Genomic DNA, 26,858 nt, shown 5'->3' with positions numbered 1-26,858 from the left:
TGATTTTCGAGGCATATTTCTTTGCTGGAGATTAAACAGGTTATTTGGCATTACAATAACTTGCCTTTTAGAACGACTACGAAGTAGTCAAACTTTTAATAACCGCGGGTGAAACCCCTGGCAAAGAAGTTCATCATATTTCCTCCCGCGCACAAATATCTTTTGGAAATGTTTTTGAATGCGGGAGAGTGGAAATGATGTAATAAAAATGAATTAAGCTGAAAACAACGGATCACTTTTCCTCGCAATAAAGGAAACCGAATTATGAAGTAAGTCCAGCTCAAAGGATTAGGATAAAGTATCCATCCTTGCAAATGCCCTAAACCGTCAATTTGCCTTTTAGAACGACTACGAAGTAGTCAAACTTTTAATAACCGCGGGTGAAACCCGTGGCAAAAGAGGTCCATCATATTTCCTCCCGCGCACAAATATCTTTTGGAAATGTTTTTAAATGCGGGAGGGTGGAAATGATGTAATAAAAATGAATTAAGCTGAAAACAGCGGATCACTTCTCCTCGTAATGAAAGAAACCGAATCATGAAGTAAGTCGAGCTCAACGGACCAAGATATAGTGCCTACACTCGAAAATGCCGTAAATCGTTAATCCGATATCCTAATTCAAAAAGGATTGCTCTGCAAATCAATTCCCCACATCAGCGGAAGCACAAAATACACCATCAAGGTCACCAGAAGGATCGAAATCACATTCAACCAGAAACCTGCACTCACCATATCTCGCATCTGTAGATAGCCAGAACCAAAGACCACCGCATTAGGTGGAGTGGCAACAGGAAGCATAAAGGCACAACTGGCTGCTAAGGTTGCCCCAACCATCAGCCCAAAAGGATGCAAATCAAGTTTGAATGCAACAGAAGCCAGAATGGGCAACAACATGGAAGCTGTGGCGACATTGGAAGTAACTTCAGTTAGGAAGTTTACAGAGGCTATAATAATAAGGAGTAAGACAAAGAAAGATATTCCATCGATTAGGGTAAATCGTGTTCCTATCCACTCAGCCAGGCCAGTTTCCTTGAAACCTCCAGCCAAAGCCAAACCACCACCAAACAGAATTAGAATTCCCCAAGGGATTTTCTCAGCTGTTTTCCAGTCCAGAATTCGCACATTCTTGGTAGAGGAGGGGAGTACAAAAAGTGCCACCACACCTATTAGCACAATGATAGTATCATCTATTCCTGGAAAAAATTTCTCTAAGAAAAAGCTTCTCGTGATCCAAGAAAAACATACAATTCCAAATACGATCATCACTGTTTTCTCCTCATAACTGATCTTTCCAAGTGCCTCTAATTGCCTGGAAACAATGTTTTTACCACCATTTAGACTAAATTTCTTTGGTAGAGGATTTGCAGAATTCACTAAATAGTACCAGCAAATAAATAATAGAACAGCCGATAAAGGAAAGCCAAAAAGCATCCACTCATTGAACCCAATTTGGTAATTATATAAATCTGAGACTACAGCGGCAAGAATAGTATTTGTTGGCGTACCAATCAGCGTGGCAACTCCGCCAATAGAAGCTCCATAGGCAATTCCAAGCATGATGTTTTTTCCCAAACGATCAGCTATCTTAGAATTAGAAGAACCTAGTTGATCCTTGAACTGATTCACCACAGCCAATCCAATCGGAAGCATCATCAACGAGGTAGCAGAATTCGAAATCCACATGGAAAGAATTCCAGTGGCGAGGATAAATCCTAAAACAATATGTCTAAGATCTGTCCCTAATAAATTAATTATGTTAAGCGCAATTCTGCGGTGTAAATTCCATTTTTCAATTCCCGTGGCTAGTAAAAAGCCGCCCATGTAAAGCATTACTGTAGGATGCATATAATTAGCAGAAACTGTAGCTATAGGCAAAATCCCGAGCATAGGCATAAATATCAGCGGGAGAAATGCTGTGGCGGCAATAGGGATCGCTTCAGTTATCCACCAAATTGCCATCCAAGCTGCCAATGCCAGCATCGCTAAGGCCTGTGGATTTAATCCTGGCGAACTGACAAAAAAATAAATTAGCAGAAATGCTAGAGGTCCTAGATAAAGCCCCAGTCGAGGAAGCTGTTTGATCATGAATCAGGGTAGGTTTAATTGAAGAGCTTTAAGGTAAGAATTTATTAGAAAAGGAGGTCTTACAATTTTCTATTTAACATAATATAAATTATGTAACAAATATGCTTTTCCATTATCCATCCATATACCAGGTGGTCTATGCTTTAAGGGAAAAAGGTCAATACATAACTTTTTCAAATGCTGAGCCCAAACTATTACTGCAAGGCATCCATTCATAAACTCAATTAACGCGAACTGTATTATTGCTCATATTCTCATCGGAACGAGTTCCAAATGGATCAATTGAAACAAACTTAGGTAGTCTATCTACTAAAATTTTCAACTCTTGACCGTCCATGAAGATCTGATCCGCTTCGAGATAAATTATGCCAGCATCTTTACCTATTTCACTTGGGTGCCTATCGAACACACCAATCTGTATTGGTTCATTGATATTTATTTGATTAGCCTCACCATTTGCCTGGGTTTCGAATCGTTTGGCTTTTAAGGTCATTTTGATTTCAAATTTCCCATTGTCTAGCTCACGATGAGAAACATTTGCTACAGCCAAATCATAGGTAATCACACGCCTGAACCAATCGTCAATTAAGTCATGAAATTTACTTGGAGTAAGTCGGTAGATTTCCTCCAAAAAATCCGAGGAAGTTGCGCTGAATTCCACATCATTTCTAAAGCGATCAGTGATGTTTCTGAGTGCTTGATTCAACCTGTCTTCGCCAATCAAATCCCTCAAGGCAAGCATCACCGTGTAATTTTTTCCATAGGAAATAAATCCCTGCCCGCTGACCAGATAAATGGGAGATTCTGGCTCAGTTGCCCAAGCTCGACCTGTAAAATAAGTACGGTTGGCGTTTTCGCTAAGTTGATAAATAGCCTTTTTTCCATAAAGCTTTTCCATAACTACAGCTTCAGTATACTTTGCCAATCCCTCTATAAAAATTGATGCTCCCTCAACCACTTTAGGGGCAAGAATATGTCCCCACCATTGATGGGCAACTTCATGAATGGTCCTTTTTGCTACTAGATTAAAGTCATCCGGATTTCGAATATCAGTCAAATACAACCTATCCTCTACCATACTTATGACTCCGGGATGGGCAAAGCCTCCAAAGTTCCAATGACTTGGAATCTCTGCGATTCTTATCTGATTAAAAGGATAGGCACCGAAGTTCTTTTCGCAATAATCCAAGGTCGCTACGATGCTTGAAGCAATAGAATCAATATTGTATGAATGAGCAGGAAAATAGTACTGCTCAATGCTAAGTCCTTTAAAATCTTGCTTCTTAATTTGATAGCTTGAAGAGAAATAAGCGATCGTTGGCAAGATCTTCTGATCAGATTTGAAGTGGAAATAGTTTCTGCCATCTTGCTTCCATTCTTTAATCAGGTTTCCAGAACTCAAAGCAATTTCATTTTCAGTTGTAGAAATAACAGTTTCATAGTTTACTCGGCCGACTTTAATGTCATCCATTTCTAAATGACTGTCTGTAACTTTTTCTTCCTCACGAAAAGGAAGGTTCCTCTCCCCTCTCTCGAAGTTATCCGAAATCTCAAGACTTGCCCTATAGCCAAGAAATGGCTCAAAACTCCGATGGGATAAGTAAGTCCCGTTTTCAATAATCTCCTGATTGAATTCATATCCTGAGTCCTCATAATCAATTTCAAAGTTGAAGTCGACTTCTTGCTGTGGTTTTACTGGTTGATTGAACTCAAATAAATAGGAATCAAATTCAGGATAATATTCTATCAATTCAGCACCTTCTAATGAGATTTCTTTCAAAGGAATTCGGCCTGAAATGAATAATCGACTGACTGGGTAATCTTCTCTGTTGATTACCAGATAATTGGCCTTGATATGATACCTATTCTCTTCAGGATAAAGATCAACTGTGGTTTTGATATCGGTGGAATACAATTGGGGTAAGGATTCATATTGCTTGAATTTTCGCTCATATTCTTCCCTGTAGTCAAGCATATCATCTGAGGTGAAATACTCATTGACCAAATGCGTATTATATAAAAATGTAAGCCCAGCAGCTAAAAAGATTGAAAGGCTAAGTGCAAGACCAATTCGCTCCCAGTTTTTCCAATTCTTTTTCAAACTATTGAATTGAAATGGCAAGCTCTGTCCGATTCCCCTCTGCCAAAGTTTAAAAGAAATCATAGCCATTATACCGGCTAATCCAATCCAGAATATTGCTAAGTGAAGGAACTTCAATGTCTCTTTTGAATAGCCTGTCATAGGGGAAAAATCGACATGAGGCAAATTTCCAAACCGAAGTAAAGAATGCTCAATTCCTATATAAGGTGAGAGAAAGCTTGCTATTATGATGATACCGGTGATCCCCATTCCTAGGTATCTATTCTTTACCAAGCTTTGTATAAAAACAGCTAAAACAGAAAATAGGAAGAGCTGAAGTCCATTGAAATAAAACATAGCAAGGTAGCGTCCTAAGTCTATTTCAAAGAAGCCGCTAGCTATCTGGAAGCCCAGACCGATGATGATTCCTGAGCCAATTAGTATGGCAGGCAAAAGTAAAAGTGCCATTAATTTTGACACAAAAAGTACCCAATTCTTTATTGGAGTAGCGTCTATTATTCCATTGAAATTTAGAGATCTTTCTCTCCAAACTAGTTCTCCACTATAGAAGATAATGAGGATTACTCCCAATAACTTTAGAGGATCAATGATATTGATAATGATCAGATTAGTAAGCGGGTATAGCGAATCAGAATAATCTCCGCCGTGAAAGATTCTTGAATAAATTTCTGAGATAGAAAGTACTAGCCATATTAGCATGATAGCTATAAAAGGTAGACTTTTTATCAGCCCGTTTAGCTCGATTTTGAGAAATGAAAAAAGTGCTGCTAAATCAGACTTTAGATCAAAGCTTGGATTGAATGTTTTATAGGCAATTGGCTCTATTTTATCCTTAGGGTAAACTTTCACTTTTTCTACTTTCTGATTCAATTTTCGAAAAGAAAAAATGCGATATGAGACCAAAAGAATAAGTATTGCAATGCCTAGCCATAGTAATCTATTCCACATATACAGTCCTGAAAAGCTCAGCAAGTGACTATTCTTTTCAAAAGCTGTCCAAAACTGTGTTTGCTCAAAGAATGCGGATATACCAAATGGATCTGCCAGTGCGGCGATAGCCATCGCTTCCGGAGATGCGGGTACAGACTGAGCCATAAGGGGGGAATTAAGAAAAATAGCGCAGATCATGTAAAACATGTAAATAACTACTGCACTCACATAGGTAGCCACATTGCTATTAGACAAAATAGCGACCGAAAAAATGATACTTGAGCAAATGAAAATATTAGGCAGTACTACAGTCAACCAGGGATTCAAATAAGATGCATACCTGAAAGAAGCTATTCTCTCAGGATCCAAGGGAGCTATCGAATGTGCCAGCAGCATCCCTATTATAAATGCTGTAAAAGCCAATACGCTGAAAGCGAAAACCCCTAAAAAACGACTCCAGAAGAATTGCGTCTTTTCTACCGAGGTGCTATAAATAAGCGCATCCATTTTGTAATGTGCATCCCTTAGAATTCCGCTAATCACGAAAAACATGATAATAAATACACTCGCGAGAGAGAATAGCCCTACAAAAGACTGAATCTGATAAGCTGAATTGAAGCTGACATTTGCAGGTGCAAAACTATTAGAACCTGAAAAGTATCCTAGGAAAAGAAAAAGCACAGCCAGCAAGGGAAACGCACGTTGCTTGAGCTGATAGTAGGCTTCGAATTTTAACAAGAGACTAAACATATCAAGACGGTGTATTTGAGTGTTGATCGGATAAAGTGGAGAAATATAAATCCTCCAAATTGGGCTGAATTAGTTCGAATTCTGATTCAGGCTGGCATTCAGCAAGAACTCTAATTTGAGTTTCGCCCGAAACGAGTTTTGAGGAAATTACATTGAAAGTCTTCTTGTGAATTTCAAGATTCTCCTTCTTGATGATCTTGCTCCAAAGCTTTCCATTTAGCCCTTTGACCAGTTCTATGGGGTTACCTTCAGATACAATTCTTCCTTGGTAGAGAATTGCCATGTTTTTACAGAGATCCCGTACATCTTCCACGATATGCGTAGATAGAATTACGATCACATTCTCCCCTATCTCGCTTAGAAGATTTAAAAATCTATTTCTTTCCTCTGGATCAAGACCTGCTGTCGGTTCATCCACGATAATTAGTTGGGGATTGGCAAGTAAAGCTTGGGCAATACCAAATCTCTGGCGCATTCCTCCGGAGAAGGTGAAAACAGCCTTTTTTCTGTGTTGATATAGATTAACCTGCTGTAAGAGTGCTGTGACTTGCTCCTTTCTCTCCGAAGTGTTGATGATTCCTTTTAGAACTGCCATATGATCAAGCAGTTTTTCAGCAGACAATTTTGGATATACCCCAAACTCCTGCGGTAAGTAGCCCAACTGTTTTCGGATTTCCTGTGGATGCGCTATAATATCCGTTCCATTAAATGTAATAGAACCTTCACTTGGTGCTTGAAGGGAAGCAATTGTGCGCATAAGGGAAGATTTTCCGGCCCCATTTGCCCCAAGCAACCCAAACATGCCATTGCTGATGCTAAGTGAAATATCAGTTAAAGCTTTTACTCCATTAGGATAAGTTTTGGAGAGATTTGATATCGTCAGAATGTTCATATTGCTTGAGAATTAATTCAAAAGCGAACATATTAACTTCGATTGGCACACTATAATAAAATAGATGTATCTGTCAATTATGCCCTCATACACTTTCTGGGAAGAGCTAAATCAGGTACATGCTAAAAATCAACTTGTTCATGCCGATTACGCATTCCTTCATCATAATTTTTTTTCTAGGTATTAGATAGCCCTAAATTTGAATTATGGTTAGTTTTTTGAAAAAATACAGGGCATTTGGCATAGGAATCATCCTAATGATTATTCTCCGGGTGTTGCTTGAGTATTTTGGAGTTATTAGTGTTAACCCAAGTCATTTCTTAGAAAATGCAGTCTTGTTCTCTTTTTGGGCATTCGTGATATCAATTACGATTTATAAGTTTTCTTATCTCAAAGAGCGAAAGGATATTGTTTTCAAAGTTCTTGGATTAATTGTCTTGGTGTTTGTGACGCTGCTTTATGATTCCTTTGTGCGAATCCCAGATAATCCAATCACTTTTATACTGGTTACTACTTTTTGGATAGGTTTGGTTTATCTGGTACTACCTCAATTTTTCAAAAAGTACAGGTATCTCATTATTGGAGTTTACATCCTTATTCTAGCCTATTTTACTTTTGTGAGATTGGGTTCTGAATCATTTGAAGCCTATGTCTCTGATAGCAAAGAACGGGTATTGCTTTTACTGGTCATTCCTGTTCCATTATTTGCCATGCTTTGGTTTTATGAACAATGGATTTGGCTGAAGTCAATTAAAGAAGGGAAAGCCAAGGCTGAGTTAGAACTGCTTAAAACTCAGATTAACCCACATTTCTTTTTCAATACACTCAACAACCTTTATTCACTCACAATAAAGCAATCTGAAGAAGCACCAAAAGTGGTGCTGAAACTTTCTGATATGATGAGGTATACGATTTATGAAGGGAAAAAAGAGACGGTTTCCCTGAAGGATGAAATCGAGTACTTACACAATTACATTGATCTACATAAGATCCGTTACAAAAAGAAAGTGGATATTCAGTTTACCCATAACATTCGAGGAAATGAACAAATTGCTCCCTTACTTTTTATTATTTTGCTTGAAAATGCCATAAAGCATGGTCTAGAAACACTTTCGGAAAATGCTTTTGTCCATATCGAATTACTATCAGATGAAGATCAAATAAGCTTCACCATTAGCAACAATTTTGAGAGGACTGAAACTCCTGAAAAACCAGGAATTGGTTTGGAAAATTTGAAACGTAGACTTGAACTAATCTATCCTAAAAAACATACCTTAAGCATTGAAGAAGCTGGAAATGTGTTCAAGGCAAAATTAAACATAGTAGGCAATTGATTAAATATATCATAGTAGACGATGAACCCCTGGCGCATGAACTAATTGAAGAGTTCTGTAGCATGCTGCCTCATATGGAATTGAAAAAGAACTGCTACAATGCCATGGAGGCAATGCAATTCCTGAATAGCTCCAAAGTAGATCTTATGTTTCTTGATCTCAATATGCCTAAGTTAAAGGGTTTTGATTTCCTGAAAACCTTATCTAAACCTCCAAAAGTGATTGTTACGACTGCTTACAAGGAGTTTGCTTTGGAAGGCTATGAGTTGAATGTTTCTGACTATTTAGTCAAACCTTTCAGCTTTGAGCGTTTTGTGAAAGCGGTTAATAAAGCAACAGAGGATTTTTCTACGTTAACCCATACTACTGACCCTACTGAAGTTCTGACTGAGAGTTTCCGGTTTTTTGTAAAAGGAGATAAAAAGTACCATCAGGTCAATGCCGATGATTTACTTTACATTGAAGCATTTGGAAATTATACTAAATTATTTCTCTCTGGTGAAATGCTTATTAGCCACGAGAAAATATCTTTCTACGAGAATTTATTACCTAGCACAAAATTCCTTCGAGTTCATAAGTCCTTTATCGTGCCTCTGGAAAAAATCAAGCTAATTGAAGGCAACCGCATATTTATTAATGAATTTGAAATACCCATCGGTCAAACCTATAAAAGTGTGGTTAGCAGGTTATATAACCCATAAAATCAAGCTTACTTTATTTGAGTTATAAGCTTAAATTTTCGCATGTAAACTGCCAAAAACTAAAATAAGTTTACATTTAAACTAATCGTTTCCTTTACTCTCTCATTCCCAGATTCCCCCGTCTCAACTCAATATTTTCACGCACAGTGCTAGCAGCTTCTTTCAAAGATGCGATATGCTCAGCCCGTCCATATAAGTTATAGTCATCAGACAGATCGGCATTTGGCTTCTCCCTCCTTTCGTAGCGATTGTTCTTTATTTGCTGAGCTTTTGGGTTAAACTCCTCTACACTATCCCCATTATCAATGTAGTTAGCCTCATCGTAAGGGAGTTTATTATTTCTCAAGGTTACAAAAGGAAGCCCTCCCAATTCAAACAAAATCTCAATATCTATCGCCTCTTTCGAGTAAACTATCCAGAATTCCCTGCCTTTGAACTCATTCTTGGACAGTTCGTAGCCAAACTCTGAAACCAAAAAAGCGAACTCCTTTGCCACCTGCTCGACATGCGTATTAAAGGCTAAATTTTGGGTAAGAGGAGTGCTTTTTACTGCCATTTTGAGGATTTTAAGTGGAATATCAAAGGCGAAAGATCCACAATTATCCTGAGTAAAGGATCAAGCAGCATATAGAAATAAAGGGATTTTGGTCTAGCTGAGAGAAATAAAGACCAAAATCATAATTCACTAACCCTTGCACGTTTATTATAAGCCTCAATCCTAAAAGACCTACATTTGATTTTCATATGTTTGGGGCGTAGAAATATTTTCGCCCTTTGCCTTTGACCCCTTGCTATGTTTTTATCTGTTATCTCAGAGATCAGTACCACTTCATGGATTCTTAGTTTTTTAGCCGCTTTTGTGATCGGATTATCCAAAGCTGGAATCAAAGGAATCGCAATTATCAATGTGACTTTTATGGCAATAGCCTTCGAAGCCAAACAATCCACGGGCATAGTATTACCCCTTTTGGTAGTTGCAGATATATTTGCAGTCATCTACTACAACAGGCATACCCAATGGAAATATGTGGCCAAATTCCTTCCATGGATGATTTTGGGAATTATTCTGGGAAGTTGGATCGGCATGGACCTTCCTGAGCAAACCTTCAAAATAGGTATGGCTATCATCATCTTCCTAGTCTTGGCTATCATTGTTTGGTGGGATCAAAAAAAGGTGAATAATGTACCAACGCACTGGGCCTTTGCTAGTGGAGTTGGGACTTTGGCAGGCTTTACAACCATGGTTGGCAATTTGGCGGGGCCCATTTCTAATATTTATTTTTTAGCAATGCGTTTGCCTAAAAATCAATTTATAGGAACTGCCGCCTGGCTTTTCTTGATTATCAATGTTTTCAAGTTACCCTTTCATTTTTTTCTTTGGAATACTATTTCCGCTGAGACCCTCCTACTTGATCTGAAATTGATTCCTGGGATTATCTTGGGTTTTGTACTAGGAATCAAGCTAGTAAAAATGATCAATGAGGAGTTTTTTAGGAAGATGATATTAGTGTTGACGGCATTGGGCGCGATCATCATTTTATTTAAATAATGTGATCATTCTCATCTGCTTTTGGTAGTATTAGAAAATAAAAATCATTTACATACTCCCGCATGAGAATTCATTTCCAGAAGATGGCTTCAGGTGGTAAATGGATTCTATGGATATCTGGTTACAAAAATGCCACTTCAACGGAGCAGTTTTCAAAGTAATTTATGATCCAATACTATTTGAAATTCAATTGCATGGTGGTATCTCGGGAATGAGCCTCTCAACTTGGCAAAGTTTCTGCTTTTTCCCAGCTATGGAACGTTCTTTGTACCTTTTCGGCTGATGCTTTACAAACACAAAATCCTTGCGGGAGCTGTGGCACTTATCGTTTTGGGCCTGATTACATTCAAATCACTTCAGACTCCCTCTCTTCCTACAGATACACCAAATTTTTCTCCAGGCATACATGCCAATATTCGGAATGCCTTTCTCGACGTCTGGCAGCATTATAAAGAACTTCACAACTATAGTTTTGACGTAATTCAAAGTAAACTGAGTTCCTCAACTATGCAGGCTCAGCCGGTGATTGAGATCAGTGATGTGTTTGGCAAAAACAGGCGATATAAACTAGATGTGGCTGAAAAGGTGCTTGATTCTGAGGACTTGTATATTGCAGATTTACCCGAGAATGTTTTGAGGGGATGGTTTGCACATGAACTTGGACATATCGTAGATTATGAGAATCATTCAAATCTGGGGATGATTGTATATGGATTACGTTATACTTTTTCGGATCAATACAAGCGTGATCGGGAACATGAAGCAGATAGTATTGCTATTCGACATGGCTTTAGAGGTGATGTGATCGCAGCCAAAAAGTATATTCTTGAGAACGACTTTATTTCCCCAGCCTATCAAATTCAAATTAGTAAATACTACATGTCTATTAGAGGAGCAGAACTTTGCCCTGATGATATTATTCCAGTACTTCCTAAGGTCGAGATATAAAGTCCAGAAGTGATTTCATTTTTTCTTCCTTCATGACTTTGGGAGTTTTGGTCTGCCCTCCTTTTTTATTAGTTTCTCCCAAAAAAGTGGTGTACTGCTCCTTAGAGATGACTTTTACTGAAATCCCTTTGAGGGCTTTGGATCTTGCTACAGCATAATTCTTATTTGCTGACTTGAGTAACTCGTCTAGTTTCTCAGCAAAATCATCAGACTCCAACTCAGATACTAGCACCCATTGATGGATGTAATCTCCTTTCTCATTCTTAATGGCCGACACCATATATTCATTGATGGTAGTTTGGTTTTGCTCGGCTAGTTCCAGAATAGCCTTATCCATCTTTTCTTCAGAAAGCTGAGAACCTACTACGTTCAGGAAGAATTTGGTACGTCCAGTAATTTTGATCTGGGGAGGATTAAGACTTTCAAACCTGATCACATCGCCAATGGCATACCGCCAAGCTCCGGCACAGGAACTCAAGATGAGCACGTACTCCTTTCCTACTTCTACCTCATCTATTCCCAATACTAAAGGATCGTTGCGCAAATCTCCAAATTCATTTACTCCGCGCTCATCAAAGGGTACAAACTCGAAAAAGTATCCGTGACTTAGCGCTAGTTTCATCGCCATCGTATTTGGCTTGCTGCTGTAGGCAATAAATCCCTCAGATGCCAGATAGGTGTCCAAAATAGTTATGGGTGTCATGCATATAGCTTCAAAATCCTCTCGGTATGTTTCAAAAGCAACTCCCCCCGACGCAAAGACCTGCAGGTTTGGCCAGATTTCATGAATATTGTTGAGCTGATGACGTTCTATAATCCGCTGAAGCATGAGTAGAACCCAGGAAGGAATTCCGGCTATGGCTCCAATATTCCATTCGGGTGCCTGCTCAGCGATGGCATCTACTCGCTTATCCCAGTCAGAGATAGCCGCTATTTCCTTTCCCGGTCTGTAGAACATATCGTACCAACCGGGGAAATTACTCACGTTGATTCCCGAAATTTCTCCCTCTCTAAAACCCTGTTCATTTTTATCCAAATTGGCAGAACTGCTCAACATCAAAACCTCAGATTCAAAAAGTGATTCTGGAAAGTCGAACTCATGAAGTGAGTTAATCATGGAAGTTCCCACTGAGCGCATGGATGCTATAAACTCATTAGTAATAGGAATTCGCTTGCTACTTTTCCCCGTTGTACCACTACTTCTGGCAAAGAAATCGGGTTTGCCTGGCCAAGTAATATCCTCAAAACGTTCCTGTCTAGACCACCATTTGGCGTGCATTTGCTCGTAATTGAAGATAGGAACCTCTTTTCTATAGGATGAAATCAGGTCCTCAGATTTCAAAATTTCTTCAAAACCGTGATATTTTCCGAAGGCAGTATTTTTTGCTTGCGTTAAAAGTTCTCTAAGTTGTGTTTCTTGTGCATGTAGAGGTTCGTCTTCTGAAGATTGAAGTTTTGCAGAGATATCTATTCCTGCTTTTACTAGCTTTCCTATAATGGCCATAAAGTTTCTTTTAGGGTTCTTTTAGACAAAGGCCATGCCTGCTGGGTAGTATATTTTGATCCTCATGGGTTCAAGGCACTACTATTTTTTAGGAAGCTATTTTGGGTTATATGATAATAAGGAACTTCATTTCCTTAGCTACCATCTAGGTAGGCATCCTCCCGCATGGACGTTCATTTCTGGATGATGATTTTGCGAAGGAGGGGAATTGTATCGTGTTTTATTATAAATGGTTGTACCTTAGTCTCATATGTTGATAGCATTTAAGCTATCAATATTTCGCTTTTAGGACGTTAATTCAATTTTAAGTTGGAACCCTGATTCCAAAAATGACATAAAAAAGCTACCAACTGAAAACAGCTGGTAGCTTTGAAATATTTACTCCTCAAGCCTCAGGAGCATCTCTGCTCATCAGGACCTTTGGTTAGGTGAAATCGCGTTACCTTAAATCAGGTTAAACCCTCTGACTTTCAGGCTTTAGCTTCATTTACTAATTCTTTCTGGCTGCCTCACCAACTCCAATGAATGGAATAGCACCGGCACCAGTTACCTCAGGTAGAATACCATTCCATTTTTCAATGGCTTTTAGGTTGGCTTCTATTTTTCTTAACTCGATTAGATCAGGTGAAATATTCATTTTCTGTAATCTCAATGCTTCTGCTTCTGCAGTAGCAGCAGCGATAGTTTGCTCAGCTTCCACTTTGATTCTATCTAGATCTCTCTTAGCCTTGAGCGCATTCTGTTCGGCGGTTTGCTTGGCTTCAATGGCATCCGTAAAGGTCTGTGAAAAGCTAAAATCTATAATCGAAAAGGCATCAACAGCGATGTTTGATTCAAGTAACCTTGCAGTTAAAGATTCTTTCATTTCAGAACTGACAATTGGTCTTTTAGTAATTAATTCCTCAGCCGTATATCTTGCCGATACCGCTTTGACTACTTCTTGGATAGCTGGATCAATAATTCTCTCTTTAAATTGAACACCGATTTTTTGATAGACCTGATTAGCTTCTTCAGGAATAATATGGTAGTTGAGTGCTACTGACATATCTACATCCTGAAGGTCGGAAGATGAAGAAGCGGCATCAGTCATTGCTTTTTGGATTTTCACGTCCATTAGAATTACAGTCTGAACAATCGGTATTTTGAAGTGAATTCCCTCATTTAAAACCAGGTCTTGTACTGCTCCAAAGTTCTGAACAATACCACGTTGACCTGCTCCTACTTGAACCCATGGTTTAAAGAAAAATAACACGATTAACAATAGACCAACAATGAAAATATACTTCCAAGGGCCCTTTTCTAATACTCTATTTATATCACTCATATTTTCTTCATTCATAGTCATTTGGTTTAGCAACAAAAATGGATTTTACCATTTATTATTTGGTTACATCTTATCAATCCAAGCATGCGGAAATCGCAAGTCTCGGATTGCCTGCAAGATACACGAATTGGGCGGCTTAACCCGACAAGGAGAGGTATGATTAGCCTATTTGCCCTAATGAGCAAAGAATAAGCACTATATGAACCAGAGAATCAATTCTTACCAAAAAGTAAACACTATCCAGCCCCAACAGATCATAGCTCCAAAGGAAAGGATGTAATTATTCTATTTACTTAAGACTCGTTTGATTAACCTTATTTGACGTAGATGGTCTTGCGATTGATAAATTCCATCATCCCATCTTTAGCAAGTTCACGTCCGTAGCCTGAGCGCTTAGTTCCTCCAAAAGGCAGTCTAGGATCAGATTTGACAAGTTCGTTGATAAAATAAGCTCCATCACTCACTCGGGATGACATCTCCAAGGCCAAATCTATATTCCTTGTGCAAACTGTTACTCCTAAGCCATACTTTGAATTTTCGGCAAGCTCAAAGGCTTCTTCAATATCATTAGCTCGGATCATCGCCGCCAATGGACCAAAGGTCTCTTCGTCAAAGGCAGGCATCCCAGGTTTTACATTTCCCAGAACTGTAGGTTCATGGAAGCAGTCCTTCTGATTTCCTCCTGAAAGTAGTGTCGCTCCAGCTTCCAAAGATCGCTTCACTTGGGATTGAAGTTGATCTGCTAAATCCTTTCTTGCCAAAGTGCCCAGTTGGGTAGTATCATCTAAGGTGTCACCAGCCTTTAGTAATTGGACAGCGGCGGTGAATTTCGTGACAAATTCCTCATAGATTTCATCGACCAAGATAAATCGCTTGGCAGCAATACAACTTTGACCGCAATTCATCATTCGAGCAACGATTGCAGTTTTTACTGCCTGATCGATATCCGCATCTTTCCACACAATAAAGGCATTATTTCCGCCCAATTCCATTAGAGATTTTTTCAGATATTTCCCTGCCAGAGCAGCTACTGCAGAACCAGCACCTTCACTTCCAGTGAGGGTTACCGCTTTAATGGCGTCATGAGAGATGATATTTTCGGTCTGATCATGATGTACGATTAGATTTTGAAAAACTCCTTCCGGAAAACCTGCTTTGGTAAAGACATCTTCGATCATTTTGGCGGAGCCAAATACGTTAGGGGCATGTTTTAAAATCCCTGTATTCCCTGCCATCAAGCTAGGAGCTGCAAATCTAAACACTTGCCAAAAAGGGAAATTCCAAGGCATAATGGCCAATACTGCACCAATAGGTTCGTGCTTTACCAGACTTTTGCTTGCATCTGTAGCAATGATTTCATCTGCCAAAAAAGCTTCAGTTTGCTCTGCATAATAATCACATACCCAGGCACATTTGTTTACTTCTCCTCTGGCTTCTGAGATCGGCTTTCCCATTTCCAAAGTGATCATTTCAGCATAAGTTTCCAGGTTTTCCCGCAGGACTTCCCCTGCTCTATGCATCAATTTGGCACGGGCTGGAATACTTACTTTTCGCCAAGATTGAAATGCAGTCTGTGATCGATCAAGCATTGACTGGACTTCGTCGGAAGTATGAGCAATATGCTTGGCTATGAGTTTTCCGTTATAAGGATTAATACTTTGAAATTCCATTTGTTGGTGGCTGAATTAAGTTTTCAGGCAGAATTATACTGCTGAATTAATAGGTCTTTCGTATGTGACTATTTTGATTTCTTCTTTGAAATTATCGAAGGATTGGCTCATTTGCTCATTGGGCCAATGAAGCTCCACCTGTCCTTCCATGGGTTTATACACTGCAGTGTATAGCGTACCAAATCCCTCTGCAAAATTGGTGTTGTATAGCGGTGGTGTCAAAAATACTCTAGTCAGTTTTTCGATCGAGAATCCCCGCTTCAGAAGTGCTTCCAAAAAGTTGGCACGCTCCCTAGTTTTAGCTATGTCCACAGTTTCTTCCCAATCGATTTTACCTTGATGGTTGGTTGCAAAAGCAAATTCTGAAATCATAGTCTTTCTATCAGGTGCGATTTGAGCGGTACGGTATTCTCCACTTCGGTCTGCTAGGGTCACATTGTAGGACATATGTGAAGGCACATTCCGGAGCACTTCTAAACCCTCTTTCACTGTGCTACAAAATTCTAGAATATACCTCAGGATATAAGGTATCCCAAACCCATACCCCACTTTGGTCCTACCGCCAAAGGTAAGCGAGACAGCTAGACCGTCTTCGTTCATCCCATCCAAAACACCAATCAGACAATCGCTACTGGCAATGACTTTCTTGCCATTCCATGCTGTATTAAGCAGTATTCCTTCGAATCGATCAAGGTGATAATCATAATTGCGGATCAAAGAAATATCACCCACAGTAGTGACAGCCTGAGAGCAGGCACTAAAATAAGTGGGTGGCTGAAATCCAGTCAAAAAGACACTTGCAAGTTCATCGGCACCTACTAAAGCGCATAGTCGCTCATGATTAGGAACCATCTCGGGCATGTACTTCTTAAGAGCAGCAAGTGCAGTGGGTAAATCAGTAGTAGGAATACTTTCATTAATCCATGCTCTATATGCTGGCCATCGCTGCAGGAACAACTGTTTCCATTTATGATCCGGTTTCGGCTCGGATATGGCTGTAAAATATCGCTTCATTCAAATTGATTTTGTTCCAAAAGGTAGCGTAAAATTACTTCTAGAACAGATAAAAGACAATCCACTTTTAGGTCAATAAAAGTGGATTGAAAACACATTATTTAGTTAAGCTTCCTTTAAGCTTGGCCCCTTCTCTTTTATCTTCCACCATTGCTGAGGTGTATTGGGATTTGATAGCATTGATCCAACCTATGGCTCTAGGCGTCAGTTGGAAATCATCTGTCATCATTCGACCTCTGGATACTAATATTCCCATATCTGCACCCTCATAGAGGTAATCTCCTTTTTTGGTGATACGAAGGAAAAACGCTTCACTTTCGGATTCTACAGCTCTTCGATGGGTATCCATTCTATCAAACTTGATATGACCATTGTCAAACATATTCCAGATTCCTGAGGCCGGTGCATCATGCACATATTCTACGGTGTCCTCTGTATGCTTTATTACCATCTGGCTCCAATTGTCAATGTTTTCCTGCCTTCCCCAGCGTTGATTGAGGGCTTTTACGCTAAATTTGTAGTCCGCATCCATCCATTCCAAAATATGGAAAAGGTGTAATGGAGCATCTGCTAGCGCAAATACAGCATGGTTAGTGATCGAGCTAGCACCTGTAATTCTAGGGTTTAACTCACCCAAATAAATCTGGCCATTGTCCTGATCGATTAGAAAGTCAAGTTCAAAGTACCCCTTATAACCTTCCTTACGGAGCTGGTCTCCAAACAGTTGAGTGTATTTCCTAGCGTTTTGTCTAATCGAAGGAGTAAAGGCATTTGGATATATCTCATTTCCACACCATCCACCCTTGTAAGGAGTCAGTTCTTTGAAGCCTACGAGTTCAGTCATGAGTGGTGCCACGATTGTACCATTTTTGGTCACACAAGCCTCAATCGCTGAACCTCGGCAATTGATGCGCTTCATGATCTTTACCTCATCCTCCTGCTCTATTTCATTTGCATGCTTCAGATATTCTTCCTCGTTGGATATGAAAAAGGTGGTATGACCAGAATCTCCAAAAGGAGTTTGAATAACTAGGTCATCGCCCAATTCTTTTTTGGACACTTCTCCTAGATGCTTGTAATCATTCACTGGGGACAATACATAAGGCACGCAAGGCACGCCCGCTTTCTCAGCTATCCGGTTAGTGTTTACCTTGTTGTCCATTGAGTTTCGCATCTTGGCAGAAGGGAAAATCACCTCTAATCCCAGTTTCTTAGCGAGTTTTTCTGTTTTCTCATCAAACATCAAGAACATCACTTTTCCTGCCTTGCCGTTTACTTTTCGGGAATGAATATAGGCCTGAACCTCCGGGTGCTGTAATAGGTAGTTATTGATATCCTCAATACTTTCGAATTCGTCATGAGGTATTTCTTCCTTAGGCGAAAAAACATTAGGATGCAGTCCATCAAAACATTCTATGTTCAGGATGAACTTAAACCCTTTGATCCATTCATCTGCTCCTAAAAGATTGAAATTGGTTGCACTGACGAAATAGATAGGAGTTTCGTTTTTATAAAAGAATCTTCTTATATCTGAAATGCCCTTTAGTATAGATTTCGAATGCGTTACTTTTTTCTTAGCAGTCATATTTTTAGTTTAAGTGGTTAAAATTTACTTAGCTATTTCTTTTTTAATGCTCCCATTGCGCCCATAGCCGTAGCTGTTTTCTGACGATTGAGGACGGAGTCCTTGAAAATTCGAAGACCTAGATCTGCCCGGTAACCGTGGATTTCAGAAACATCCAATACCAGCATAAAGCGAATGATTTCCGCAGAGACCACCTGACCAGGAACTAGTACTGGAAAACCTGGTGGATAAGGTATCACAAAGGATGAAGCAACTAGCTCTTTACCTTCCTCTATGGCCTTTTTACAATCAAGCATAGATATGTATTCACAATTCTCTTCACTGTAAGCGAGAAAATATGCAGCTCTCAAATTACCCCCTGGCACTCCAGGGACGGCAAGAAATGAGGAATGGAAGCGTGAGAAGTCAGGCAGAGGAGGAACGTCTTTGGTCAGTGATTGTATAAGAGCATCCGAGATTTCTCGTTCTCGCCTATTTAGGGAGGCAAAGTATGAATCCAAATCACTAGCAATTTTTAATAACACCTTGGTCAGGTAAGCCACAGATCCTCTAGTCGTGCCAATGTTAGTCATAAAGAGCACCGTATTTCTAGAGGTCTTATTGATCTGAATATTGTACTTATCCATGAGGTATTTATTCTTGAACGTATCCCCGTCTATACCAGTACGACCTATGAATAGGGTAATCTTAGTAGGATCGAGCATAAACTCATCCTTCTCCCAAGCTTCTTCCATCCTATTCCATCCTACAGTGGTATCATAATATGCTTTCAATCCACTATCTCGGTATTGCAATGGAATAAAATCTTTAACTGTAAGGACATCAAAATACTTACTCAATAAGGGATTTGAAACTACCTTGGCGCGAAGTACCATGGCTAGCTCAATGCTACGCTCTACCATTTCATATCCTTCAAACTGCGTCTGCCTTCTTCCTACATCGAGAGAAGCCAGCATTTGATAGTTTGGAGAAGTTGAGGTATGCGTCATATAGGCTTCCAAAAAGGTGTTTTCGGCTTTTCTCCTAAATTCCTCATCCCAAATATGAATCATCGATCCCTGTCGAAAACTACTTAGTGTTTTGTGGGTACTTTGCGTAGCATAGACACGAATCCGAACTTTATCTGGATCTGGCAAAGTGGCGACTTCTCCCTCTTTGAGATTTTTGATATGTGTCTGATATTCTTTACGATAAGCATCAGATTGATATTTGCTATGTAACTTATTTGCTGAGAACATCCCCGTACGCTGCTTATAGGTATAGGTGAATCCTGCAAATGCAAACCAAGCTTCGTCCCATAAGAATATCATATTTGGCTTGATAGCCAAAACCGCTTCCATAACCTGCTGTACATTATAGACCATCCCATCGAAGGTGCAATTGGTCAAAAGAAGCATTTTCACCTTATCTAACCTACCAGCCTTTTTCAAGACTAGTAATTTCTTGGTGATCTGCTCTAGTGGAACTGCTCCATAAATGGAATATTGCTCTATAGGATAAGAATCCAAATACACTGGATATGCGCCAGATAAAACCAAACCATAGTGATGTGACTTGTGACAATCCCTATCGATCAGAACCAGATCTCCTGGCTCTACCAGAGCTTGTAACACAATTTTGTTGGCAGTGGATGTTCCATTTGTCACGAAAAATGTTCGCTGAGAACCATAGGCCACAGCGGCCATTTCCTGGGCTTGCTTCAAAGGTCCTGTAGGTTGCAGCAATGAATCTAATCCTCCCGTGGTCGAAGAAGATTCTGCCAGAAACATATTCCTTCCATAGAAGTCACCAAAATCTTTGATCCACTTGGACTTGAATACCGAGTTGCCGCGGGATATCGGCATTGCATGAAAAATCCCTGTAGGTTTTTGGCTATAATTCTTCAGTGCAGAGAAAAATGGTGTATGGTATCTTTCATTGATGCCCCTAATAATTGCTAGGTGTAATTCCTGAAGATCTTCCTTTCTATAATAGATTCTTCTGAAGGTCTCTATGGTACTGTCTTTCAGGTCTCCAAGCGCAGTGTCCGTTACGTAATACGTGTCGATTTCTGGTCTGAAGTGCTTGATCAACTGACCTAATTTAGGACCCAATTGAGCCTCAGGCATATCCTGATGATCTATGTTTAAGACATTTTGGATATAAGGTTTTATGAGTGGGTTGATGTTTTCTGAGCGATACGGGGGAGCATATCGAATGACTACTGCTTGAATATTAGGATTGAAAAACAAAGCAATCAGTGCATCCTGAAAGGAATGTTGTACCACCACGTTGTAGGTAAACTGATCGTTGGGATCATGTAGTTCTCTCAATCTTTCAAGTAGTGTCGTCTCATCTACTGAATTGAGGTTTTCCAGAAAAAGTACTTCAAAGTAATTCTTGCCTGAGTTTTGAATGGCACTAAGCGCAAATTCGCTTTCAAGCTGGTCAGAGTCCTCGTCATTTGGAAGATAAGGGTGCCCACTGTACACATCGTTTATCAATTGCCGACTGGTATTATTAATATGATGAGACAATACGGCATGGTCCCCACTTTCAAGGCACTTTTTTAGCTTCTCGATAATTAGCTTCCCTGGAATTGCAAAATACTGCTCTACAACCTTCAGATCTTTCAGCAAAAGCCTAATTTTATCTTTATGCTTCGCCTCATTTGTTGAGCCTACTTTAGAAGATGATAATTCTTCACTTTCATTTTTAAGCTCATTCCACTTGTCTAACCTAAGCTGGCCAATACTATAATAAGGAGCACTAATTAATTTTTTAGGATCTGGCATTGGTTAATTTTTTGAGTGTAGTGCTAATTTATTTCCCTCGGTATCAATGAATAAGGCGAAATACCCAGCATCTTCACTAATAAGTGTTTTACCCATAATAACCCGTCCACCCGCTTCTTCTATTCTGCCGAGAACTGGTGCCAGATCCTTTCCTGCATTTAAATAAATCAAGGGTCCTGTTTCACTAGGGACAGAACCTTCACCTACGACTATAGCTCCTCCTATACCATTGTCTGCTGGAAAGAAGGCCATAGCATAGCCATTGGATTCCGTAGTCTCCATTTCTATACAGTAGATGAAGTTGTAAAAGTCCACCGCTCTGAGGATATCAAGGGCAGGTATTTCAAACCAACTAACGTAGTGTCTCAATTTAGCGCTCTTTTTTCCTGTCGATGGTAATCCCATAGTGTCTCAGTATTAATAGGTATATAAATTATTGTAATCCCTTGTACCCTGTAGTAGGCTCACTTTGATTGAATTCACTTTCTTTCTGTCGTAGTTCTGAGAGCTTTTCGAGCTTAGTAGGCTTAATCAGCGGTCCAAGTGAATCCAAGTAAGGAAGTGGAGCGCCATGTTGATATATCTCGAAATTCCCGATATGGTCTCTAAAGCTTTTCAGAGGCTGTCCAAGTCGAAGTATACCCAATTCTCTACTTCGTTTTACTCGCTCAATATCCAGTTCAATAGGTATTATTTCTTCCGTGCTTCCCGCTTGATATAGCACTCTTCCGTCTGGTCCACAGACGATAGAACATCCACTGCCCCCAGTATCGAGACCATTGACGTCAAATAGAAAGCATTGATTGACAGATGCCATAGCTCTGGCAATTGAGAGTTCAATATCCCGATCAATCGTCCCTGTCAAAGTTGGGTGCAAAATGACCTCTGCTCCCATTACTGATAAGGTTCTAATCGTTTCTGGAAACCACATATCATAGCAAATCGATATGCCAAACCTCCCCACGTCTGGGACATCAAATACACAAAATTGATCTCCAGCAGTCACACCAGTTTCGTAAGGATAAAATGGAAACATCTTGCTGTACCTTTTGATCACCTCACCATCCGGATTAATGACAGATGCTGTATTGTAAATCAAGTCGCCTCTTTTCTCGAAAATGGAACCAGGAACCAGCCAAATTCCATATTGTTTGGCCTTCTTTTTCATTTCCTGCTCAAATAATCCCGGGACTTCCTGAGCAGTATGTAATAAAGGACCAAAACCACATAATTCACTAAAAACCACCATCTGTACCCAAGGATAAAGATTCATGGTGATATCAAGTTTCAGTTTCATCATTTCCACGTTGGAATGAACAGCTGAGACTTTCATCTGTATGCCGGCAATTGCGAATGGCTTCATAGTTGGTTTTGTGTTTTCTCTTTAATCTGATTTTCTATGATGTCTAGTCCCTTATTGAGCAGCTCATCGTCGATAACTAATGGTGACAAAATCCTGATAATGTTTTTATAAGTTCCTGCACTGATGATGATCAGTCCTTGCTCTGCACATCCTTTGACTACTGCATTACACAATTCCGCATCAGGCTGATTAGGATCGCCGTCTTTTACAAATTCCATAGCATTCATGGCTCCCACTCCTCTGATATCTCCTACTTGTTTGAATTCTCCTTTGATTTTTTCAAAGCGCTTCATTACAATGTCACCTATCTCAATAGCACGTGCATTAAGGTTGATGTCTTTCATGTATTGAATGGTGGCCAAAGCAGCTACACAAGCCAGCGGGCTACCAATGTAAGTTCCTCCAATAGTCCCAGGAGCTGCTGAATCCATTATATCAGCTTTACCTACAATTGCAGCTATGGGTAAACCAGAACCTAAAGACTTAGCATAAGTACTTAGATCTGGTTGTACATGATAATCTTGCCAACTCGCCCAATTTCCTGTTCGTGCAAAACCACTTTGGATTTCATCTGCTATCAATAAGATGCCATGTTGATCACAGAATTCTCGAAGTCCTTCAAAATACTTTTGAGGAACAGCATTAAATCCACCCTCTCCTTGAATAGGCTCTATGATTACTGCAGCAATGTTTTTGGGATCAAATAGATTTTTACTCGAAGCATGCAGGTTTTTCAAACTTGTTTCAACAAATGCTTCCAAAGAAGCCCCTTTGCCATATCGGTAAAAATTTGGAAATGGTATTCTATACACTTCAGGTGCATATGGTCCACAACCAAGTTTATAATCTACCTTACTTGTCAGAGTCATAGCCATCATTGTACGACCGTGGAAGGCATCCGTGAAGCACAACACTCCTTGTCTATTGGTGGCTTGTCTTGCAATCTTAATAGCATTTTCCACAGCTTCTGCACCCGTGCTAACTAGCATGGCCTTGGTTCTGTCACCGTGTGGTAGAATCTCACAAAGTTCCTCACATAGTTTGATATATGGCTCGTAAGTCACTACGTTAAAACTCGTATGTAGGAATTTGTCAGCCTGGTCTTTGATGGCCTGCACCACTGGTTCAGGGCAATGACCAGCATTGACTACACCGATCCCACCGGCAAAATCAATTAATTCATTTCCGTCTTCATCGATAATTATAGCGCCTTTGGCCTGTTTTACAGTTGCTGTATTAAAAACGCCTACTCCGTTGGCTACGGCGTTTTTTCGTCTCTCTAATAATTCTTGAGACTTCGTAATTGTTTTCAACATTGGATTTTGTTCTGTGGTTTGATAGTAAATGATCAAAGTCTAGGATCTAGATTCATTAAAGCGCTAAATGTTGCTAGTGAACTTAGCCAGACCTCTGATAATTAAATACTTGTAAAATGTGTGTGAAATCTTGATTACAATATATGTATTGTGCTGAATCAGTAAAGCTAATCTAGGATAATTATTCAATTTATGCGATATTTTTAATGTACGTAAAATATCCGGTCCTATAAGTATCATTACGTACCTAATTTAGGTGATTGAGTAAGTTTAAATGTTATGGGACCAGTTTAAATTCTAGAATTCTTCCATTTAGCGCTGAGTATTCCACTAAACTTTTTTGAGGACATAGCTGGATGTCTTCAGGAATATGCCATAATTCATAGCCAATCTTTGCCTGAGTGGATGAACCCTATTTTCTGAGTAAATCTTGGCTTACAGCAAAGTGATTCATACTCTAAATGTTTTAAGCTTTGCATTATCAAAGTCCCAACTTGATCCAAATTCAGGTATAAATAAAAAATTATAACACTATAATTATAATATGACAGTATCTTAATTTTATATAAAATAAGCAAATGAGTATAGGGTTTTTAATGTGTTTATATATTAATAAAAAGTTATTAGATAAGTGATAATGGATCAAAACTATTTTTTTTTCGAAAAGTATTCTTCGGCAAGAACATGTTAGAAAAGGAGTACATCCAATGCTGGACATCCAACATCTCTTCACAAGCAATTTCTCTTTTCAGTTGCAAATACATGCTTTTGACTTAATTTTGGTTTTCAAATTTGATCTATGACTGAAGAATCGACCTCTCTTAATTTTATCGAACAAATCATTGCTGACGACCTGGCTGCAGGATTTTCTCCTGACAAGCTTCGTTTTCGTTTTCCACCTGAGCCCAATGGCTACTTACATATAGGTCATGCTGCTTCTATCTGCCTGAATTTTGGCTTAGGAGAGCAGCATAATGCACCTGTCAACCTTCGCTTTGATGATACCAATCCTAGCAAAGAAGAGCAGGAATATGTGGATGCTATCAAGCATGATATCCAATGGTTGGGTTTTCAATGGGCGGCTGAATGTTATTCTTCTGATTATTTCCAGCAGCTATATGATTGGGCTGTACAATTGATCAAAGAAAACAAGGCATATGTAGATAACCAGTCTTCTGAGGCTATGGCTGCACAAAAAGGTACTCCTACGACTCCTGGTGTTGCTGGTCCAAACCGTGATCGCTCAGTAGCAGAAAATTTGGATTTGTTTGAGCGGATGAAAGCTGGTGAATTTGAGCAAGGAAGCTATGCGCTTCGTGCTAAAATCGACATGTCTTCGCCCAATATGCTGATGCGTGATCCTATTCTATACCGAATAGTGAAAAAAGCACATCACCGTACAGGAAATGACTGGTGTATTTATCCTATGTACGATTGGACTCACGGAGAATCAGATTATATAGAGCAGATTTCCCATTCTCTCTGTACTCTGGAGTTTAAAATGCACCGGGAATTGTACGATTGGTTTTTGGATCAAATTTATGACCCGGCCAAGTTGAGGCCTAAGCAGCGGGAATTTGCTCGTAGAAATCTTAGCTATACTGTGATGAGTAAGCGAAAGCTTCTCGAACTAGTGCAAAATAATACCGTGAAGGGTTGGGACGATCCTCGGATGCCTACCATTTCTGGCTTGAGACGAAGAGGTTACACCCCAAATTCTATCCGCAAATTCTCTGACCTTTCTGGAATCTCCAAGCGGGACTCAGTAACTGACGTGTCTTTATTAGAATATTGTATTCGTGAGGATTTGAATAAAACAGCTACTCGAGTGATGGGAGTACTAGATCCAGTGAAATTGGTGATAACCAACTATCCTACTGGCAAAACTGAGATACTTACTGCTGAAAATAATCCTGAAGATCCTAATTCAGGAACACATGATTTACCTTTTTCTGGCGAACTCTATATCGAAAGAGAAGACTTCAAGGAAGAAGCTGGAAACAAGTTTTTCCGTTTGACCTTGGGAAATGAGGTTAGGTTGAAAAGTGCTTATATCATCAAAGGAGAATCTGTACTGAAAGATGCTGATGGAAATATCACTGAAATCCACTGTACTGCTGATTTGGATTCCAGATCTGGAAGTGGAACAGAAGCAAGCACGCGGAAAGTTAAGGGAACCATTCATTGGGTTTCTATTCAGCATGCTATCAAAGCGGAGGTTCGGGAATATGATAGATTATTCTTAGACGAGGCACCAGATAGCCATGAGGACAAGAATTTTATGGAATTTGTCAATCCTGATTCACTTAAGGTAATTAAAGAAGCCTATTTGGAGCTTTATCTGAAAGAGGCAACTCTGGATGATAAGTTTCAATTCCAGCGCTTGGGTTACTTTACCTTAGATAAGGATTCTGCTTCGGACAAGCTAGTCTTTAATAAGACGGTGGGTTTGAGGGATTCTTGGGCGAAGCAAAAACCTGTTGCAGCTTCACAAAATTCTCAACCAGCAAAGCAAGCAAACCAAGGCGGAGGACAGCCTCAAGGGCAACGCTCAGCGATCAATGAAATTCAGAAGATAGCTAAGAAATACACGAACCTATCTGGTGATAAATTGGCAGCAGCCAGAGCCTCTATTGCTAAATTGGCGGAAGAAGTAAGTTATGAGGAATTAGAACCTTTATTTCAAACAGCTGCTAAGAAAGTAGGAACTCGTATTGGGGCTATGATCACTTTAGGCGTCTTATTGAACAAAGGTCAAGAAAGAAATTCGGAGATCGAAGCTTTCATTTCGGCTGGATTAGCGGATGGAAATGAAGAGTTGGTAAAGGAGTCTGAGAAGTTGTAAGTTGGCTGTTTTTAGTCTCCCTCTGGCTCCGTAGTTAGGAATAAAAGGGTTGGTATATAAATAAGAATCGCTCGTTGGATTGTCCAGCGAGCGATTTTTTTTAGGATCTGTCATAAAAATGCTGGAGCGAATGGCAAGGCGTATTTCTAGAGGTTCAATTAACTTTTTTCACC

18 protein-coding genes are annotated in these 26,858 nt (G+C 39.6%); 5 read left to right on the top strand and 13 right to left on the bottom strand.

Annotated features, from left to right (window positions below; all coding sequences use genetic code 11):
- Window positions 1–618: 618 nt before the first annotated feature.
- From LV85_RS06525 to LV85_RS06515, 3 genes are all read right to left on the bottom strand, one after another.
- Window positions 619–2,085 carry an SLC13 family permease gene (locus LV85_RS06525; protein ID WP_111317383.1) on the bottom strand — a complete coding sequence of 489 codons (1,467 nt, stop codon included), beginning with the start codon at window positions 2,083–2,085 and terminating at the stop codon, window positions 619–621.
- A gap of 220 nt (window positions 2,086–2,305) precedes the next feature.
- Window positions 2,306–5,866 carry an ABC transporter permease/M1 family aminopeptidase gene (locus LV85_RS06520; protein WP_111317382.1) on the bottom strand — a complete coding sequence of 1,187 codons (3,561 nt, stop codon included), beginning with the start codon at window positions 5,864–5,866 and terminating at the stop codon, window positions 2,306–2,308.
- A gap of 1 nt (window position 5,867) precedes the next feature.
- Window positions 5,868–6,758, bottom strand: a complete 891-nt coding sequence (locus LV85_RS06515; protein ID WP_111317381.1) for an ABC transporter ATP-binding protein — start codon at window positions 6,756–6,758, stop codon at window positions 5,868–5,870.
- Between the two features lie 206 nt (window positions 6,759–6,964).
- Here LV85_RS06515 and LV85_RS06510 point away from each other — a divergent pair, with 206 nt between their 5' ends.
- Both LV85_RS06510 and LV85_RS06505 read left to right on the top strand, forming a co-directional pair.
- The gene (locus LV85_RS06510; RefSeq protein ID WP_111317380.1) at window positions 6,965–8,092 is read left to right on the top strand and encodes a sensor histidine kinase; all 1,128 of its coding nucleotides are present in this window, start codon (window positions 6,965–6,967) and stop codon (window positions 8,090–8,092) included.
- The gene (locus tag LV85_RS06505) at window positions 8,089–8,793 is read left to right on the top strand and encodes a LytR/AlgR family response regulator transcription factor (protein WP_111317379.1); all 705 of its coding nucleotides are present in this window, start codon (window positions 8,089–8,091) and stop codon (window positions 8,791–8,793) included. The genes LV85_RS06510 and LV85_RS06505 overlap by 4 nt, the downstream gene beginning before the upstream one ends.
- A 94-nt stretch (window positions 8,794–8,887) precedes the next feature.
- Here the strand turns inward: LV85_RS06505 and LV85_RS06500 are convergent, their stop codons facing one another.
- Window positions 8,888–9,349 (bottom strand): hypothetical protein, encoded by a 462-nt coding sequence (locus LV85_RS06500; protein WP_111317378.1) that lies wholly within the window; start codon window positions 9,347–9,349, stop codon window positions 8,888–8,890.
- A gap of 237 nt (window positions 9,350–9,586) precedes the next feature.
- On the opposite strand from LV85_RS06500, the gene LV85_RS06495 reads away from it, so the two are divergent.
- Both LV85_RS06495 and LV85_RS06485 read left to right on the top strand, forming a co-directional pair.
- A complete protein-coding gene (locus LV85_RS06495; RefSeq protein WP_111317377.1) occupies window positions 9,587–10,342 on the top strand; it encodes a sulfite exporter TauE/SafE family protein in 756 nt (251 codons plus the stop codon).
- 282 nt (window positions 10,343–10,624) lie between these two features.
- Window positions 10,625–11,290: a M48 family metalloprotease gene (locus LV85_RS06485; protein ID WP_111317375.1), complete on the top strand. Its 666-nt coding sequence runs from the start codon at window positions 10,625–10,627 to the stop codon at window positions 11,288–11,290.
- On the opposite strand, the gene LV85_RS06480 is transcribed toward LV85_RS06485, so the two are convergent.
- The 9 genes from LV85_RS06480 to LV85_RS06440 form a co-directional block, all read right to left on the bottom strand.
- Complete coding sequence (locus LV85_RS06480) at window positions 11,274–12,794, bottom strand: GH3 family domain-containing protein (protein WP_111317374.1); 1,521 nt, start codon at window positions 12,792–12,794, stop codon at window positions 11,274–11,276. The genes LV85_RS06485 and LV85_RS06480 overlap by 17 nt on opposite strands.
- A 490-nt stretch (window positions 12,795–13,284) precedes the next feature.
- The gene (locus LV85_RS06475; RefSeq protein WP_111317373.1) at window positions 13,285–14,133 is read right to left on the bottom strand and encodes a prohibitin family protein; all 849 of its coding nucleotides are present in this window, start codon (window positions 14,131–14,133) and stop codon (window positions 13,285–13,287) included.
- Between the two features lie 299 nt (window positions 14,134–14,432).
- Window positions 14,433–15,788, bottom strand: a complete 1,356-nt coding sequence (locus LV85_RS06470) for an NAD-dependent succinate-semialdehyde dehydrogenase (RefSeq protein ID WP_111317372.1) — start codon at window positions 15,786–15,788, stop codon at window positions 14,433–14,435.
- A 33-nt stretch (window positions 15,789–15,821) separates the two neighbouring features.
- A complete protein-coding gene (locus tag LV85_RS06465; protein WP_111317371.1) occupies window positions 15,822–16,802 on the bottom strand; it encodes a C45 family autoproteolytic acyltransferase/hydolase in 981 nt (326 codons plus the stop codon).
- A 97-nt stretch (window positions 16,803–16,899) separates the two neighbouring features.
- Window positions 16,900–18,387, bottom strand: coding sequence for a biotin carboxylase (locus tag LV85_RS06460; protein ID WP_111317370.1), 1,488 nt, complete (start codon window positions 18,385–18,387; stop codon window positions 16,900–16,902).
- A 32-nt stretch (window positions 18,388–18,419) separates the two neighbouring features.
- Entirely contained in the window at window positions 18,420–21,161 is a 2,742-nt protein-coding gene (locus tag LV85_RS06455) for an aminotransferase class I/II-fold pyridoxal phosphate-dependent enzyme (RefSeq protein WP_111317369.1), read from the bottom strand.
- Between the two features lie 3 nt (window positions 21,162–21,164).
- The gene (locus LV85_RS06450; protein ID WP_170125603.1) at window positions 21,165–21,530 is read right to left on the bottom strand and encodes a VOC family protein; all 366 of its coding nucleotides are present in this window, start codon (window positions 21,528–21,530) and stop codon (window positions 21,165–21,167) included.
- A gap of 64 nt (window positions 21,531–21,594) precedes the next feature.
- Window positions 21,595–22,524, bottom strand: coding sequence for a carbon-nitrogen hydrolase family protein (locus tag LV85_RS06445; protein ID WP_111317367.1), 930 nt, complete (start codon window positions 22,522–22,524; stop codon window positions 21,595–21,597).
- The gene (locus tag LV85_RS06440; protein ID WP_111317366.1) at window positions 22,521–23,840 is read right to left on the bottom strand and encodes an aspartate aminotransferase family protein; all 1,320 of its coding nucleotides are present in this window, start codon (window positions 23,838–23,840) and stop codon (window positions 22,521–22,523) included. Before LV85_RS06440 ends, LV85_RS06445 begins: the two co-directional genes overlap by 4 nt.
- Before the next feature lie 799 nt (window positions 23,841–24,639).
- Between LV85_RS06440 and LV85_RS06435 the strand changes: the two genes are divergently transcribed.
- Entirely contained in the window at window positions 24,640–26,685 is a 2,046-nt protein-coding gene (locus LV85_RS06435; protein WP_111317365.1) for a glutamine--tRNA ligase/YqeY domain fusion protein, read from the top strand.
- Window positions 26,686–26,858: the final 173 nt, after the last annotated feature.

This window comes from Algoriphagus chordae (genome assembly GCF_003254055.1).
Taxonomy (GTDB): Bacteria; Bacteroidota; Bacteroidia; order Cytophagales; family Cyclobacteriaceae; genus Algoriphagus; species Algoriphagus chordae.
This window is presented reverse-complemented; position numbering and strand designations above follow the sequence as displayed.